At 49.1% G+C, this 17,356-nt stretch carries 15 protein-coding genes; 6 read left to right on the top strand and 9 right to left on the bottom strand.

Annotation, left to right across the window (positions count from 1 at the left end; all coding sequences use genetic code 11):
• Positions 1-64: 64 nt before the first annotated feature.
• Together VC28_RS00595 and VC28_RS00590 are read right to left on the bottom strand one after the other, a co-directional pair.
• Positions 65-358, bottom strand: a complete 294-nt coding sequence (locus VC28_RS00595) for a type II toxin-antitoxin system RelE/ParE family toxin (RefSeq protein WP_049628957.1) — start codon at positions 356-358, stop codon at positions 65-67.
• The gene (locus tag VC28_RS00590; RefSeq protein ID WP_049628956.1) at positions 355-612 is read right to left on the bottom strand and encodes a type II toxin-antitoxin system Phd/YefM family antitoxin; all 258 of its coding nucleotides are present in this window, start codon (positions 610-612) and stop codon (positions 355-357) included. The genes VC28_RS00595 and VC28_RS00590 overlap by 4 nt, the downstream gene beginning before the upstream one ends.
• 191 nt (positions 613-803) lie before the next feature.
• Between VC28_RS00590 and purE the strand changes: the two genes are divergently transcribed.
• From purE to VC28_RS00565, 5 genes are all read left to right on the top strand, one after another.
• Entirely contained in the window at positions 804-1,295 is a 492-nt protein-coding gene (gene purE / locus VC28_RS00585; protein ID WP_049628955.1) for a 5-(carboxyamino)imidazole ribonucleotide mutase, read from the top strand.
• 13 nt (positions 1,296-1,308) lie between these two features.
• Complete coding sequence (purK, locus tag VC28_RS00580) at positions 1,309-2,385, top strand: 5-(carboxyamino)imidazole ribonucleotide synthase (RefSeq protein ID WP_049628954.1); 1,077 nt, start codon at positions 1,309-1,311, stop codon at positions 2,383-2,385.
• Positions 2,386-2,532: 147 nt separating this feature from the next.
• Positions 2,533-3,216, top strand: a complete 684-nt coding sequence (locus tag VC28_RS00575; protein ID WP_049628953.1) for a glutathione S-transferase family protein — start codon at positions 2,533-2,535, stop codon at positions 3,214-3,216.
• A gap of 21 nt (positions 3,217-3,237) precedes the next feature.
• The gene (locus tag VC28_RS00570) at positions 3,238-3,612 is read left to right on the top strand and encodes a hypothetical protein (protein ID WP_049628952.1); all 375 of its coding nucleotides are present in this window, start codon (positions 3,238-3,240) and stop codon (positions 3,610-3,612) included.
• 231 nt (positions 3,613-3,843) lie between these two features.
• The gene (locus VC28_RS00565) at positions 3,844-5,349 is read left to right on the top strand and encodes a methyl-accepting chemotaxis protein (protein ID WP_049628951.1); all 1,506 of its coding nucleotides are present in this window, start codon (positions 3,844-3,846) and stop codon (positions 5,347-5,349) included.
• 155 nt (positions 5,350-5,504) lie between these two features.
• On the opposite strand, the gene VC28_RS00560 is transcribed toward VC28_RS00565, so the two are convergent.
• The gene (locus tag VC28_RS00560) at positions 5,505-7,232 is read right to left on the bottom strand and encodes a phosphate ABC transporter substrate-binding/OmpA family protein (RefSeq protein ID WP_049632056.1); all 1,728 of its coding nucleotides are present in this window, start codon (positions 7,230-7,232) and stop codon (positions 5,505-5,507) included.
• A gap of 209 nt (positions 7,233-7,441) precedes the next feature.
• Here VC28_RS00560 and chrA point away from each other — a divergent pair, with 209 nt between their 5' ends.
• The gene (chrA, locus tag VC28_RS00555) at positions 7,442-8,782 is read left to right on the top strand and encodes a chromate efflux transporter (protein ID WP_049628950.1); all 1,341 of its coding nucleotides are present in this window, start codon (positions 7,442-7,444) and stop codon (positions 8,780-8,782) included.
• Between the two features lie 38 nt (positions 8,783-8,820).
• On the opposite strand, the gene VC28_RS00550 is transcribed toward chrA, so the two are convergent.
• The 6 genes from VC28_RS00550 to VC28_RS00525 form a co-directional block, all read right to left on the bottom strand.
• Entirely contained in the window at positions 8,821-11,310 is a 2,490-nt protein-coding gene (locus VC28_RS00550) for a glycoside hydrolase family 95 protein (RefSeq protein WP_082191344.1), read from the bottom strand.
• Between the two features lie 77 nt (positions 11,311-11,387).
• Entirely contained in the window at positions 11,388-12,728 is a 1,341-nt protein-coding gene (locus VC28_RS00545) for a putative glycoside hydrolase (protein ID WP_049628948.1), read from the bottom strand.
• Positions 12,729-12,921: 193 nt separating this feature from the next.
• Positions 12,922-13,725 (bottom strand): IclR family transcriptional regulator, encoded by an 804-nt coding sequence (locus tag VC28_RS00540; RefSeq protein ID WP_049628947.1) that lies wholly within the window; start codon positions 13,723-13,725, stop codon positions 12,922-12,924.
• A gap of 461 nt (positions 13,726-14,186) precedes the next feature.
• On the bottom strand, positions 14,187-15,122 hold the full coding sequence (locus VC28_RS00535) for a DUF4114 domain-containing protein (RefSeq protein WP_049628946.1): 936 nt from the start codon (positions 15,120-15,122) through the stop codon (positions 14,187-14,189).
• 123 nt (positions 15,123-15,245) lie between these two features.
• On the bottom strand, positions 15,246-16,142 hold the full coding sequence (locus VC28_RS00530) for a hypothetical protein (RefSeq protein ID WP_049632055.1): 897 nt from the start codon (positions 16,140-16,142) through the stop codon (positions 15,246-15,248).
• Between the two features lie 158 nt (positions 16,143-16,300).
• Positions 16,301-17,293 (bottom strand): LLM class flavin-dependent oxidoreductase, encoded by a 993-nt coding sequence (locus VC28_RS00525; protein WP_049628945.1) that lies wholly within the window; start codon positions 17,291-17,293, stop codon positions 16,301-16,303.
• Between the last annotated feature and the right edge of the window lie 63 nt (positions 17,294-17,356).

Below are 17,356 nucleotides of genomic sequence, written 5' to 3'. Positions count from 1 at the left end.
TTCCATGAGGAAGCGGTTATGCGGCCGCGAAAGTTATAACTGACATCCAAATATCCTAGGCGGGTTAAAAATACCGCGCCACATCCACACTCGTATGCAACACACGCACAATCGCGATTCCGTCTTTTCGCAACACATAAAAAAGCAAATGGCTTTGATAAGGAAAACTGCGCAATCCTTGAGACAACTCCTCGCGCTCAGTACCCAGCAGAGGATTTTCCGCGAGTATCTGGGCAAGTGACTCCAGATCATCTATATAGTTATGCGACTGCGCTAGACCCCAACGTTGAAAGGTAAAATCGATAATCGCTTCCAAATCCTTTTCGGCTTGCTCCGTGAAATAAAAGTTGGGCATCATTTTACTCGCTGACGTAGACGCTCAAGCACGGTATTTCCGCTTGCGATGCGACCAGCGTCCAAATCCGCAATACCTTGCTGAATCTGTGCTTTAAGTTGCTCGGTTTTATAGGCGGCAAGCTGCTCGTATTCGGCATAGGAGAGCATCACCGCTACTGGCTTTCCATTTTTGTTAATGCCAACGGGCGCACTTTGAGCTTTTAAGAGAAGATCGCCAAATTCACGCTTGGCATCGCTGGCAGTTAGGGTTTCCATGACAGATCCTCATATTGATCACTTTAATTAATACAATCATTTTGATCATTTTAGCCATTTGTTTATCCATCCAGCAAGACTGGGTCAAGAATGAGTTCGGCATCCCTCCGTCATCATGCTAATATGCGCGCCTTTTTTCCGTTTCCGGCTCACATTTTGAGCGAACTTTCATTCAGATTCAGGCAAGTGCTATGGCTAGAAAAGTTGCGGTGATTATGGGCTCCAAGAGTGATTGGGCCACTATGCAGGCGGCGGTAGAAATACTGGAGCAGATGGGTGTTGAGTACCATACTGAGGTGGTGTCTGCGCACCGTACCCCGCAAAAGCTCACTGAATTTGCCGAGTCAGCGGTTGAGAATGGCTATGCCGTTATTATCGCCGGTGCCGGTGGTGCAGCGCATTTACCGGGTATGGTCGCTGCGCATACGCGCTTGCCCGTACTGGGGGTTCCGGTACAAAGCAAGGCGCTGAGCGGAATCGATAGCCTGTATTCCATCGTACAGATGCCAAAAGGCGTCGCAGTCGGCACCTTGGCAATTGGTGTAGCGGGTGCGTTTAATGCCGGTTTGCTGGCTTGCCAGATTCTGGCAGTGACCGATCCGGTACTGGCGATCAAGATCGAACAATTCCGCCACGACCAGACCCAAGCGGTTTTGGATAATCCTGATCCTCGCGATCAGTAAGTTGAGGTTAGGCATGAGTCAACGTATTTGGGTTTTGGGTGCAGGCCAATTAGGTGCGATGTTAAAACACGCCGGTATGCCTTTGGCACTGGATGTATGCCCGGTCGATATTAATGAAGCCACTGCTCCGGCATTGGCCCCCACTGATTTAGTGACGGCCGAGCGCGAGCAATGGCCGGAAACACTAGTGACCCATGCACTTGCCGAACACCCTCGCTTTATCAACCAAAACGTCTTCGGGCGTTTGGCAGACCGCAAAACCCAGAAAGAATTGATCGATTCACTCGGCATTGCCACTGCGCCCTGGCGCAACGTATGTAACGACATTACCGCTAACGAATTGCGCGACCAACTGGGCGAGCGCGTGCTGTTGAAGCGCCGCACTGGCGGTTACGATGGCCGCGGCCAACACTGGCTGCGCACCGATGATGATCAAGTGCCTGATGACTGGCAAGGTGAAGCTATCGCCGAGCAGGCGATCAATTTTGATGAAGAAGTCTCGTTAGTCGGCGTGCGCAATCAACAAGGTGAATGCGTGTTTTATCCGCTCACCTTGAACCTGCATTTGAATGGCATCCTCTACGCGTCTGTTGCGCCACTTGCGCGTTTGCAACCACTGCAGGCGCAAGCGGAAGAGATGCTAGGTAAAATTCTCAACGCGCTCGATTACGTGGGCGTGATGGCGATGGAAACTTTTCGCGTAGGCGACCAATTATTGATTAACGAATTGGCACCGCGCGTACACAATTCCGGCCACTGGACACAAGCCGGTGCGAGCATCAGCCAATTTGAATATCACCTGCGCGCCGTTGCCAATATGGCAACGCCCCAGCCGCAAGTGGTTGGCCATAACGTGATGATCAATTTGATTGGTACTGACTACAATCCACAATGGCGCGACCTGCCTTGCGCGCGTGTCTATTGGTATGGAAAAGACGTGCGTGTTGGCCGCAAAGTCGGTCACATCAATATCGTCAGCAGCAACATCACCGAAGTGCGCGAAACCCTGGTGTTACTGGGTGATTTATTGCCTGCCGATTATTATCGCGAGGCAATTGATTGGAGCCTGAACGCAATCGCTTCACTGTAATGATAAAAGCCAGCCTTACGCTGGCTTTTTGTTAGCGCGTCTTTTTGTTAGCAATGGTTAATGTTTCGGGTTTGCACACGCATTTGTGTTAATTTTTCACGCATCATCCGCCAGCAACAAGTCCACATCACACAAGGAGTTTGCCCGATGTTCACCCTGCATATTGCCAACAAAAATTACTCGTCCTGGTCACTGCGCCCTTGGGTATTGATGCGCACACTGAATATTCCGTTTGAGGAGCAAATACATCCCTTGGATGCAGGCGGTAGTTGGAATTCGTATCGCCATTTTTCACCCAACGGACGTGTTCCCTGTTTGCAAGATGGCGATCAAACTGTGTGGGATTCGCTCGCGATTGTTGAATATATTGCAGAAACTTATCCGCAGGTTTGGCCAGCAGATAAGGCTGCCCGTGCGTGGGCTCGCTCAGCCAGTGCGGAAATGCACTCAGGTTTCCAAACCCTGCGCAACACCTGCGGCATGAGCTGCGGCCATCGCATTCAACTGCATGCGATCAGCGCTGGTCTGGAGCGGGATATCCAGCGTATTAATGAATTATGGAACCAAGGTTTACAAACCTTTAGGGGGCCATTTTTAGCAGGTGCGTATTTCACCGCAGTAGATGCCTTTTTTGCTCCGGTCGCCTTTCGTTTCCAAACCTATGGATTGCCATTAACCGGACCGGCACAGGATTACTTGACACGCTTGCTCAATGTACCTGCGATGCAAGACTGGTATGCCAGCGGCTTAAAAGAAACCTGGCGCGAACCGGAACATGAGCAAGAGATTCTCGCGGCAGGAAAACTGCTTGCCGATTTACGCAACAAATAGTTATTGGAGTTGTAGTAACCCATGAATATCGATGTAAAAGTCACACCGCACGGCGATTATCTTCATATAGAAGTGCGCGGTATTGGCAACTATGAAAATGCCGTCGCATTCTGGCAACAAGTCGCTCACGCCTGTGAGGCTCACCAGTGTTTCAAGGTGTTAGGCGAGCAGTATTTGCTTGACTCAGTTACGACTCTGGAAGCGTTTGACCACCCCGCTATTTTTAAAAAAGTAGGCATTACCACCAAGTACAAATTTGCGTGGGTGGATAAAAACCCCCGCACCCGGGAAACCACACAATTTGTGTACGATGTACTCGCCAGTCGCTCGATTAGCTTTGGCAAAATGTTTAATGACATCAACCTCGCCAAAGAGTGGCTGCTCAGTAAAAGCTGATCAGCACTCGCCAATCGGTCACCAGACAGAGTAGTTCCACTCCTCGCTCCCCCTCCCGTTTTTGACAAATACCCCCTTGCTGACTAAGGTTCATTACAACTCTTTACAAATTGAGCCTAGTTCAGTCATCAACTAACGTTAGCAGCCCGCCAACACATCCACAGGCATACGCCAACCGGTATGAGCCAATCTCTGGCCGAATGGGACCGGTACAACAATAAGGAGTTAGTCATGTTTAGCAATACAAAAGTCGCGGTACGTCTGGCCATTTTGGCAAGCACACTGGTCATACTCATGATTGTTATCGGAGGTTTGGGGATACAGGGAATGAGCGATGCCAATCAGGGCATGCGCACCGTTTATCTTGACCGGGTTGAACCCATGCGCGATTTAAAAGAAGTGATCGATAATTTTGCGCTCATTCTGGTCGATGTCCCGCAAAAAACCGTCAAAGGTTTAATCACCCCGCAAGAAGCCCTGCAAATCACCAATGAAACCCTGCCAGCAACAGACAAACTATGGGAACACTATCTCACGACCTATTTGTTGGATGAAGAGAAACGCTTAATCAAACAAGCCACACCATTAATTGATCGTACCCATGCGCAATTGGCTGATTTAAAAACCTGGTATGCCAACGGCAATATCGATGCGGTCAATCAATTTACCCAAACAGGCATCTACCCTATTTTTGATCCACTGAATGAGGTATTCACCGCGCTCAATAAATTTCAGGTGCAAATTGCCAAACAGGAATACGACCTTTCCACCCAACGCTATGAAAATACCCTGATGCTGAACAGCATCATTATTATCAGCAGTATTCTCGTAGCGATTATTTTAAGTTTCCTGATTACCCGCAGCTTGCTCAAACAATTGGGCGGCGAACCTAACTATACCGCGGATATTATTTACCGGATTGCACAGGGCGATTTATCGGTGCAGGTAAAAACACATGCAAATGACCAAAGCAGTATTTTGTTTGCCATTCGGCAAATGGTTACGCGCTTGTCAGAAATTATTGGCGATGTACGCTCCACTGCCGATTCCCTTTCATCCGCATCCGAAGAACTGAGTGCAACCGCTCAATCACTGAGCCAAGCAGCAACCCAGCAAGCAGCGAGCATTGAAGAAACCAGTGCAGCGATGGAAGAAATTACGGCATCGATTGGGCAGAATAATGACAACGCAAAAGTCACTGACAATATTGCCAGCAAAAGCGCAGCTGAAGCAAAACAGGGAGGTGATGCGGTTAAAAATACCGTTGATGCAATGCGCAAAATTGCACAAAAAATTAGCGTGATCGATGACATCGCCTATCAAACAAATTTGCTCGCCTTAAACGCGGCAATTGAAGCAGGGCGAGCCGGTGAACACGGGCGCGGTTTTGCGGTAGTGGCCAGTGAAGTGCGTAAACTCGCAGGGCGCAGCCAAACAGCATCAAAAGAAATTGGTGAACTGGCCGGTGGTTCAGTGAAGCTAGCGGAAAGCGCAGGTCAATTACTGGACACCATAGTGCCCGAGATCCGTAAAACGGCAGACCTGGTGCAAGAAATTTCTGCTGCGAGCGATGAACAAACCTCAGGCGCAAACCAAATCACTACCGCGATTTCCCAAATCAGTATTGCCACCCAACAAAATTCTTCATCGGCGGAAGAGCTTTACTCAACGGCGGAAGAACTCACCAGCCAAGCGTTACAACTGCAGCAGATGATGGAGTTTTTCAAAACGAAATAGCCCTATTTTCACCCCAGCCTTTTGCCCTCACCCCCAACCCCTCTCCCAGAGGGAGAGGGGGGGAAAAGGTATGCCCTCTCCCATTTAGGGAAGAGGGGAGCTAAATGCATAACTCCCTCTGGGAGAGGGCCAGGGTGAGGGACTCGGGGGCTGGATCATAAAATCCACACCTCAACACGGCGGTTCATCCTGCGCCCTTCTTCTGATTTACTGCTCGCCAGAGGCGCTGCCTCCCCCATGCCGCGTGCAACCAGAGGATAAATCCCGCGAGCAATCAAATGTTGTTCAACCACCTGGGCTCGGCGCAGCGATAGCTCAATATTTTCTGCTTTATCGCCTTCGCTATCAGAAAATCCAAACAACTGGACGCGTCTGGGCGAATTCACTTCAACATATTTCACCAAACGGTCAAGGTCAGATATACCTTTGGTATCCAATTCATCACTGCCATCTTTAAAACGAAAATTGATCGACAAGCGCTGCGAACGCGCAGTCAAGCTGCGCATTTCTTCCGGATAAAAATTATTGTTAAACGGCTGACCGGTTTTAATATTTTGCGATACCAAACCTATGTCTTCCACAATACTTTGCCCGCGCTCAGTTGCGCTGAATTTCACAAACTCTTCCGCCTCATTGTTGATATTTTTTTGTGGCAGATAAAAATACAAACGGCGTGATAGCGGATAGTCTTCGGTACTGACAGTAAAGTGAGTCGGCAAAATAGCCTTGGAGGTTTTGGTTGTCGATATCGCCAACAATTTTGCGCGGCGCACATAAGGCAAACCAATAAACCCTATCGCGCCTTCATCTTTGGCTACCGAATCAGATAACTCGGTACTGGACTCAAACCGTTTTGCGGTAAGCGCCAAACTTGCAGAGGAAGAATCGAGCACCATACTTTTAAATGAATCCCATGTGCCGGAGTTTTCATCGCGCGCATACAGCGTGATGGGTAAATCGGTTCCACCCAATTCAGACCAATTGGTAATTTCGCCGGAAAATATTTTTACTAACTGCGGAATAGAAAGTTGGCCAACAGGGTTTTTGGTATTCACAACTATCGCCAAACCATCGAGCCCAATAATATGTTCACTGCCAGGCTCGGTTAAATCACCACTTTTGGCCAGTAGTAGCTCGCGCTCCTGTTCTTTGATACGACGCGATGACATACCCAATTCCGCTTTGCCCTGTAACAAATCGGTAAACGCTGTGCTTGAACCATGTGCATGTATTTCAATAAATTCGATACGCCCGTTGAGCTGTGCCGTTACCGCTTTTTCGGTGGGAGTCCTGCCTTGTTCGGTTTTAATATCCGTTGCACCGCGAGCCATTAAATAGGATTCAACCAAGCGCGGCGTTAATTTTTCGCCCACAGTATTTGAACCATGCACACGAAATAGCGGCTTACCCGCACGCACCAGTGGCGTACCCGGCACATAAACAGGTGCAGTGGGAGCGACCGCCGATTTCACTCGCGTTTCGGTGATGGCTTGCAATACAAACACTTCACCAGCATCCAACGGCAAAAAAGACCGCAATAAATAGCCCCCCAGAATGAGCAACAGCGAGCAGGCCACCGCTGAAAGTGCATTTAATTTAATGCCGCCGCGTGTTTTTTTACGTGGTTTGAATTCATCGCCAGTGTGGGTAGCAGTCACTATGGCATCTTCCATTTGCCGCACTTCCCACACCAATTGGGTCAGCTCATCGTTATTTGCAGATAAGGCTTTTTCCAACAACTCGGTGCGATATTCTTCATCCTTCAACACCATATTTAAGGGGATGTGCATTTTTAAATGGGCTTCACACAACCGTTTTAAATTCCATAATTTATCAACCAAGGCGACGTTGTAATGCATGTGTTTATGGGATTTAGGGGACATAGACATTCTCTGCAGGCCATCAAAAAACAATGAGCGATTTGCATTGCACAAACCACCCATCAATAAAGGCCAGCACTATATGACGAGAATATGACAGCGTAGTGACATCACCATACACCAATAAAACAGGAGGCTTTGCATCTTCAGATACGGAAAGCGTGTCTGCTATGATGCGGTTTTATGACAAAACTATTGCAAGGCGTTTATAAATGGATACTCCACCTCCCGCTGTTAACTTATGGCAAGCAATAAAATTTTGGTTGAAATTAGGTTTTATCAGTTTTGGCGGGCCCGCCGGGCAAATCGCTATCATGCATCAGGAATTAGTGGAGCAGCGCCGTTGGATTTCTGAAAAGCGTTTTCTGCATGCACTCAATTACTGCATGTTGTTGCCAGGACCAGAAGCACAACAACTGGCGACTTACATTGGCTGGTTAATGCACCGCACCTGGGGGGGAATTATTGCAGGCGCACTGTTTGTATTACCGTCGTTGTTTATTTTAATTTTCTTGTCCTGGCTCTATATCGCTTACGGACATCTGACATTAATCGCAGGCATTTTCTACGGTATCAAACCCGCTGTGGCTGCGATTGTGGTGCAGGCCGCACACCGGATTGGTTCGCGCAGCTTAAAAAATAATTGGCTATGGGGAATTGCTGCCGCCGCTTTTGTTGCGATTTTTGCCTTGCACCTGCCCTTCCCCTTTATTGTATTGGCAGCAGGTGTTATTGGTTGGCTCGGTGGAAAATTTGCGCCGCAATTATTTAATGCCAGCGCCAAACACCAAGCCAACCAAAAAAATTACGGTGCCGCCATTATCGATGACGAACCCCCAACGCCGGAACATGCAAAATTCCGCCCCCGCCGTTTAATTGCCGTAATCAGTTGCGGATTATTGTTGTGGATAATTCCCATGCTGTTATTAGGAACAGTGTTTGGTTGGCAACATGGCTTTACCCAAATGGCGTGGTTTTTTACCACGGCTGCACTACTGACATTTGGTGGCGCTTATGCAGTGCTGCCTTATGTTTATCAAGGTGCTGTCACCCACTACCAATGGCTTACTCCCGCACAAATGATGGACGGCCTGGCGCTGGGTGAAACCACACCGGGACCATTAATTATGGTGGTTGCCTTTGTTGGATTTGTGGGTGCCTATAGCCAACAATTTCTGGGCAGTGAGCATGTGTTTTTAGCTGGGGCGATTGCCGCAACACTCGTCACCTGGTTTACGTTTTTACCCTCGTTTATCTTTATTCTTGCAGGCGGCCCTTTGGTGGAATCTACCCAAAGCAATATGCACTTCACTGCACCACTCACCGCCATTACCGCCGCGGTTGTTGGTGTGATTCTTAACCTCGCTTTATTTTTTGCGTACCACACACTTTGGCCGCAGGGCGTTGAATCCGGTTGGTTGGCACAATTGGATTGGATTGCACTGGCAATCGGTGTGATCGCCAGTGCGCTGTTATTTTATTGGAAGCTGGGCATCATCAAAGTGCTGGGCATTTGTGCAGTTCTCGGTGTTGCAGTCAAAATGTTCCTGTAAAAATATCGCGGTAACAAGATTGCAGTATCAACAATAGTTTAATTACTCCACACATAATCGCGCCCGGCCTGCGTAGTAATATCCACCAAGTAGGTATTATCCAGGCTGAGCGCAGGTATCGTTTTGTTCGTGTGTTTGAGTGGCTTTTTGATCTGCGCTTGCTGATAAAACGGATTAGGATTTCTCGCTGCGCCCGTGACTTTTTTTACCTTAAACGCATTGGCAGGTGGCAAAGGGGAATGGGTGCGCAAGCGCAAATTGCCGCCCAAGCGCGAATGGATTTTCAGTTGGCTGATTTGGCCATTCGCCCAGCGCATATCCACCACAAAACCGCCGCGCATGACCAAGCCTTTTACTTCACCCTGCGGCCAAGCCTGTGGCAATGCAGGCAATAAATGCACCGCACCGTCGTGGCTTTGTGCGAGCATTTCTGCCATGCCCGAGGTGAAACCAAAATTACCATCAATTTGGAACGGCGGATGTGCATCAAACATATTCGGGTAAGTACCACCGCTTTCGTTCACACTGCCATCGAGCGTGAGTGCCGGTTTGATTTGGTCGCGCATTAATTTAAACGCGCGGTCACCATCCAATAAGCGCGCCCACAAATTGATTTTCCAATTCATGGACCAACCCGTCGAAGGATCACCGCGCTGTTCCATGCTCACACGCGCAGCACTGAATAATTCTGGCGAGCGAATGGGCGATATTTGGTTGCTCGGGTAAAGCCCATATAAATGTGAAACGTGGCGATGCTGGTCTTGCGGATTATCCCAATCTTCCAGCCATTCTTGTAACTGGTGGTATTGTCCAATTTGCATTGGCGGTAAACGCGAGAGGATTTTTTCCCAAGTGGCGATTTGTTTTTTATCTTCAGCCAGTTTTTTATCTTCACTTAAAATACGCGCAGCCGCAATGGTATTGCTGAATAAATCAAACAGCAGCTGGTTATCCATGGTGACACCGGCGGCAATTTTGGTGCCCGACGCTTTGGCTTCATTTTCCGGCGACATAGAAGGTGAAACGATCAGCCACTTTTTGTCGGGCGATTCAATTAAAAAATCTTCAAAAAAAACTGCAGCCGATTTCATTACCGGATACACATCCGCCAGATAATCTTTATCGCCCGTGTACAAATATTTTTCCCACAGGTGTTGGCTCAACCAGGCATTACTCGTTGGCCATGAACCCCAGGTGTAATCTACGCCGCCGGTAATACGCCAAATATCGGTATTGTGGTGTGCCATCCAACCGCGCGCGCCATACATTTTTTTAGCGCTCTCTTGCCCGGTAATCGCCAATTCTTTGGTCATGGTAATCAGCGGTTCATGCAGTTCACTTAAATTGGTAACTTCTGCAGGCCAGTAATTCATTTCAGCATTAATATTGAGTGTGTATTTGCTGTCCCAGGGCGGATCTTGCCGATGATTCCATAAGCCTTGCAAATTCGCAGGTTGGCCACCGGGTTGTGACGACGAAATTAGTAAATAGCGACCAAACTGAAAATACAGCGCCGCCAATTCCGGATCATGACGCGTTGCAAATAAACGGATGCGTTGGTCGGTGCTTTCGTTGGCGAATGCACTCTTACCCAAATCAAGACTGACGCGATTAAAATACTGTTGATAAAAATGGCTGTGCGCCTGTTTGCGTGCAGCATATTGATGATTATCGAACTGTGATGTTGCCTGCGCTAAAAAGCCGCGTGCACGTGTCATCGCGTTTGCACTGATATCGTTGTACTTTACAAAATTGGTCGCCATTGAAATCAGGATAATCGCAGAGTCTGCATTGCTGACCTCGATACGCTGATCGCGCTGAACAATAGTTCCACCATGTGCACTGACATTCATGAGTGATGCCAGTTTGACTTGCCCTTTAATGCCTTCGTGATCAGATGACTGCACCTGCATCGCAAGAGTATTGGCATTTTCTTGCGTAAAAACAGGCTTGGAAGGATGTGTTAAGTGAGCACTGAAATTCAGCTGCGCAGGTTTACTCGCGCTTAATTTCACCACTACCACCTGATCCACAAACGAACTGAATACTTCGCGGGTAAACACAACATCGTTCACCTGATAGCGCGTCGTCACAACCGCGTTGCTAATATCCAGCTCGCGGTAATAATGGCTGTAGTGTTGATGCGCAGGAAATTCCAAGTGCAAATTCCCGGCGGTTTGGTAAGGCATGCCATGAGCACCCTGGCTGGTAATTGTTTTTGCCGCAAGCGCCTCCGCTGCTTTGTGTTCACCTGTAGCAATCAAGCGGCGAATTTCCGGTAATGCCTGCAGCGCAGCAGGATTAAGATTGTTATGAGGGCCACCCGCCCAAAAGGTATTTTCATTTAATTGGATGCTGTCATTGGCGGGATTGCCATACACCATCGCGCCCAAGCGCCCGTTACCCAAGGGCAGTGCTTCTTCCCACAGGCTAGCGGGCTGGTTATACCAAAGGCGGTGAGATTGATCGGCAACTGCATGGATATTGATGCAGAGTAACAGCAGGGTAAATGTCAGGATTCTAATCACATGCAAGCTCCATAAAAAAATCGGCGCACAAAGCGCCGATCTGTATGTTTAAATCAATATCAATTTTTTAAGCAATCTCACTTGAGCAGTTTTTGCAAATGCGGCTCAAGTGCTTCAGCCCAAAGTGCGTAACCTTTTTCATTAGGATGCAACAAATCCGGCATGATCTCTTTTGGCAGAACTCCGTCTTTGGTTAAGAACACAGAGTTGATGTCGGCAAAGAAGATTTTTTTGTTGTCCGCATAATTTTTGATAATCGCATTCACACCGTTATTGATTTGGCGCAAGTGGCCATCGGGCTTTTCATCGCGCGGGAATACAGCCAACAATAAAATTTTTGAATCCGGCAAACGCTGCTGTAATTCGCCCAACAAATTTTTAATACCAGCGGCAGTCGTAGCCGGGTTTTCATGGCGATGGCCGGTGTTGTTGGTGCCGATCATCATGACCACTAGCTTGGGCGACATATTCTCTACTGCGCCGTGCTGCAAACGCCAGAGCACATTTTCAGTGCGGTCGCCGCCAAAGCCAATCGCAAAAGCGTTGCGTTTGGCGTAGTGCTGTTGCCACACAGTTGCGCCTTCTTTTTCCCAACCTTGGGTAATAGAGTCACCGATAAACAGTAAATCAATTTTTCCGCCGTTAGCTTTGATCGCGTTGGCATCGGCCAATTTTTGTTCGTGACGCGGCAACCACCAATCAATTGACCACCACTCATTTAACATGCCGGGCGTAACCGATACGGTTTTGTAATCCGGGCAGCTTGCCAAGGTGACATCTTTCGGTGTTTGGATAAGCAATTGCACATTGGCAACCGCCACTTCACCGGCACCACCCACTTCCAGTGCGAAGGGCATAGTGGTCGCGCTGAAGTTATCGCTCTCTTGTTTAAAGCAGCTCAGCGGTACATAAATTTTTTGCCAGCCTTTGCCAATTAATTCGCGCGCAGCCATAGTGAACGGCACCACGCGGTCACAGCCTTCTTTTTGGCATTCCATTTTGAAAGACACGCCGCCTTTGGCCAGCTCATTAATTTTTAAATCCAATGCCAACACGCCGCTATTCATATGCGCCGACAAATTCAATGGCTCACCGGATTCCAATGTCATGCCGCCGCGCCAGGTGTCTTTCCAGTTGAAGACCAAGGCATCTGCCTGCGCATCTTTATCAGCGGTTTGTACTTTTACATCGCCTTTTGGCAGCGCAGCAGAGGCACCGCTTAACATTTGTTGCTGCTCATAATTTTCAATAAAGATATGCCATGGCTCCAGTGGACGATGCACATACACATTAATATTTTGCGGCTCGCCACTGGCAAGGTTGATATTGGTTTTTTGCGCTGCAAACGCTGGGGTGTATCCAACCAAAAATGCGGCGGCGATGAAGCCGATACCGGCCATGCAATAGCGTTTTTTCATGGGTCTTATCTCTAGTAGTGTCAGGGTGTGTATCGGTTTTTTATCATTAGGATAGGTGTTGCAGATCAAACTGAGTTTACTGAAATATCATATATATTAACATATAGTCAATAACACCTTTTCATTTTGCACCCATAAAAAAACGGCCGTTACAGCCGTTTTTTCAATCGCCTGGATCAACCAATACTGGCGATTAATCCACCAAGCCCTGGGAGATTTTTTCCGCAGCCTGCAGCAACCTGTCCAATACCCGCTCGGTGGTAATTGCCTGTGACTTGATGTGAATGAACGGGATGATCAACACCGCAGATGCGCCATGAACACCTACAATCGGCACACAGAAGTCGGTCACGCCATCAACAAAATCACTGGCCAGCTGGATATACCCCTGCTCGACACCTTTGCGTGCTTTGGCCAAAAAGCGCTCAATCCGCTCCAGATCAACCGTGGCCGACAGCAAGGGCAACCAGCCAGCCTGAACATCCGGCGAGGCAAAGCCGTACAAAAGCGCGCCCGAGTTGGTATCGATCAAGCGGCGGCGGTAGCCAACACGCACCGAGAATCCAAGATCCATCGGGCTTTCAAGGCGAGCCACCACCACTATCTGGTCACCGGAAGGCACCACCAAATGGCAAGACTGCCCCAGTTCGCGGGTCAGCTCTTTCATCACCGGCAGGGCAATTTCCAACAGAGTCTTGGCAGTGCCCTGGGAAATACCCAAGGTGAACAGTTTATTGGTGAGCATGTAGCCATCGCGGCCATCGGGCATCTGGGTGATAAACCCGCGATACTCCAATGCCAGCACCATGCGGAACAGCTCGCTGACTGAGCGCCCAAGGGCGACGGCCATCTGCGATGTCGTCATAGGAGATGAGTTGCGCGCGAGTAACTCCAGAATATCCAACCCTTTTTCCAGAGCCGGTGCGCGGTATTTACGTTCGGAATCTTCACTGATATCCATCAGGGTTCCATCGATTTGCTTGCCGGTAGTCGTCATAGTGTTTTCTCATTATTTGTTATTGTCCCCCAATCCTTCACTCGGGCATAAATTCACGTCCGGGTGAAGAGATCACATGGCGATTTTATCTATAGAAATTGGTTTCCAGCGCCCCACTTTGCGCTCTTTACCTAAAGCGCTAATAAACCGGGGCAAAAAATATCCCTAATCGGCAGGCTTTCGTTTGCAGTATCTGGGCGCACCGGTGGAAATACTGACACAATAAAGTCAAATGAACCATAAGTCACCTATCACCATAGACTAAATTCACCCAAAGCGCGCACAAACATGCCGATAAGACGATTAACGGAAAAGCAGGGATAACAAAAACGGAAGGGAAAAAACCAAACGTATCGCTTAACAACAGATCTCTATAACAGAGCGGTATAAAGGAAGGATCACACAACACCAACACAACGCACGTCAGTGCCAATACTGGCACTGACTAATCAGATCACGGGTTATTGCGGATGTCTGCGGCGCAGCCACAAAAGCCCCGCCAGCAACATTCCCAACAACGGCAAACTGGAAGGTTCACTGACCGGAACCAAGGGTGGGATGGGGATATCCGCAACAACGCCTTCAAACAGGAAGATGTTGTCATTGAAGTCGCGGTCGCCGCCGCCCCAGATATCCTCAAAGCCGACCAGATAGCGGTTACTTCCCAGGTTCAATATCTTGGTATGCACCTGCCCGTCATTCCAGCCTCGGCTATCGCGGTTGTTGGCCGCATCGCCACTGAAAAAGTAATTGGTATTGGGGTAATGGATGTTGTCGCTGTTGTAGTGCAGTACCAAGGCTTGCAAGCCAAACACCAGACTGTCACCCGCGGCCAAACCGGAGATCACCCGCGACTGCCCCAGATTATCCGGTACGCAGCTATTGCCCGCTTTGGCTTGGGCGTATTCACAACCGCCACGGGTTTCAAACAAGCGATTGCTATCGCTCACCGGGTTGTAACTCGTCAGGTTATTGGTGCCGCCGCTGGCGTATACCGGGTTCCAGAATGCCGCGCTATCCAGCAACTCATTACCCTGCTGGGCGAGGAACAAGACCGAGTTGCGCGCCGCACCGGTGCCAAGGAAGGTGACCCGCACCGATTCAGAAGCCGCCGACAAACTGGCACCCGAGGTGTTCTGCAAAGGGGCATTTTTAAACAGGCCAAGAATATCGGCATCGATATTGAAAGCAGCATCGCCGTTACCCAGTGTGTAACGTGAAAACCACTCATTGGTGCCGGGTGTTGCACCGGGTGTGGCGATGATATGGGAGTTTGCCGTCTCACCCGCCCAACCACTGCCGTTGGTGCTGGCATCATATAAATTGCTGATGCTGTAAGCCTGGGTGATTGAGCTGAGCAGCGATAAGCCCCCAGCGATGATGAGAGAGTAGCGCATATAGTTTTCCGTCAGGTTGTGGTTGATATTTATGATTATTTGTTTGCTTAAAAAACCAACGGAAAATTATCACGCCACTTTTTGTGACACCATCGACAAAACAATGAATACGAATGCAGGCGCTTACTCGGGGGCAACAACCGCTGGTTTGCCCAGATTATTGATGTCCAACCACAACTCGGCGCGATCCAAAGGTGTCTCTTTGGGCAGGGTCGGGTTATCCAAGTGGAACACCAAGCGGCCCGGCAGATTGGCTTTATCCAATACCGACTGCACCATAGGGTCGTTCAGGAACACCTGTTCAAAACTGCCATCGGCAATCGCCCGGTTTAACCCCAACTCCAAATCCGCAGCCAAGCGGGTATTCTTTTTGCCAGTGAACAGATAAAACGGCATGCGGTATACCAGCATGATGCGTTTTTCTACCGTCAACGGCAGGCTGGCATTAGCCTCCAGCTCCGCCCAAGGCTCTTGCACCCCGCGCGGGAAGGCATCAAAGCGGCCACCATCCACCATGTAAAAGAGGCTTTGGTATTTATTGGCGCGGATAACCTTCAACCCGTTGCTCGCCAAAATGTCGGAATCAGCCCAAGTCGTTCCCTGCCCAAAGCTGAATTGCTTTAAATCCTCAAAGGTTTTCACCTGATCAAAACGGGCTTGGGAGGCAGGGTTAATAATAAAAATACGGTGCCCGAGCAGACCTTTGAATAAAGGAATGCGTACCGGCAAGAGTTTGTTTTCCATGTCTTGATTGGTCGCGGCCCAGAGCAAATCCATAGTGCCATTGGCTACATCATCAATATTGCGCGCTTGGGTTACCGGCTCACTGGTCAATTCCAAGCGGTATTGTGTATCGATTTTACTGAGCGCCAGTTTCACCATTTGCATGGCATAACGGCCATTGCCGTCCGCTGCATCATTCACTTTAATGACTGTTTGCGCTGCTGATGAAGTGACCCAAAGATTAGTGCATAGAAAAAGCGCGCCAGCCGCCAACTGACGTAATAGAGTTGTGTTCATAAATGACCTTTTATTGTTAGAGCTGTGTTTGCCGTTTTTATAATTTGGATTGTTGCAAAGCGAGTATAGCACTGTGCGCATTGGCAAGATTTCACCAGAGCGCACAGGGTTGACGATGCAGGCAGTAAATTCCGCCGGTGGAAATTGGAAGAGTAATATTAACGAAGATGCTCTTTTATCCGCGCCAGTGTCGATAAGGTTTGAATGCGCAGGTCACGGTCGTACACGTCAATCGTAAACATAAATTCATCGACTGCGAGTTCATCGCGCAGCTGTTGCAAACCATCCAGAATTTCCAATTCATCACCGACTTGCGCCAGTGCTAAAAATTCCTGCACGCTGTGTTTTTCTCCAATCGACCAATCCAACTGCTCAAACGGTTTGGGCGGGCACAACCACAAAGGTTCACCGCGAAACAACGCCGTAATGCGCTGAAAACTCGTGGTCGCATTAAATGCCGCTTGTTCAGATGTCTCGCCCCACACTACCGGCAAACCCAACATAAAATAGGGTTTATCCAAATAGGGCGATGGTTGAAACTCTGCGCGATAACGTTTAAGTGCAGCACGCATATGTGCAGGTGCAAAATGCCCCGCGAATGAATAAGGCAAACCCAATCGCGCAGCCAAACCCGCGCTGTAAAGGCTGGAACCCAAAATCCAAATGGGCACTTGCGTCCCCTCACCTGGCACCGCGCGCAAGCGTTGTTGTGGTTCGCTCGGTGCCAATAATTGCTGGATCACCTGCACTTCCTGCGCAAAATTTTCTGCCGCAGAATCATCGCGCTTTAATGCACGGCTAGTAACAGGGTCAGTGCCCGGTGCACGTCCCAAACCCAAATCAATCCGGTCACCATAAAGCGATGCAAGCGTACCGAATTGTTCAGCCACCACTAACGGCGAATGGTTGGGCAACATAATCCCACCGGAACCCACACGCAGCCGCTGCGTTTTCCCCGCAATATGTCCAATCAACACCGCCGTCGCCGAGCTCGCAATTCCTTGCATATTATGGTGCTCCGCCAACCAAAACCGCTTAAACCCCAACGCATCCGCCGCCTGCGCATAAGCCGCCGAATGCACAAACGTATCGCAAGGCGTTTCATCAACCCGCACCGCCGCAAGCTCAAGCAAAGAGAATTCAACAGCCATAAACACCTCTCACAACAATCAATCGCCTTATTTTACGGGCAAAAGACCGTAATAGCGCTAGTT

This window comes from Cellvibrio sp. pealriver, assembly GCF_001183545.1.
Classification (GTDB): domain Bacteria; phylum Pseudomonadota; class Gammaproteobacteria; order Pseudomonadales; family Cellvibrionaceae; genus Cellvibrio.
Note: the sequence above shows the minus strand (reverse complement) of the source record. Positions and strands in the feature narration are given on the sequence as shown.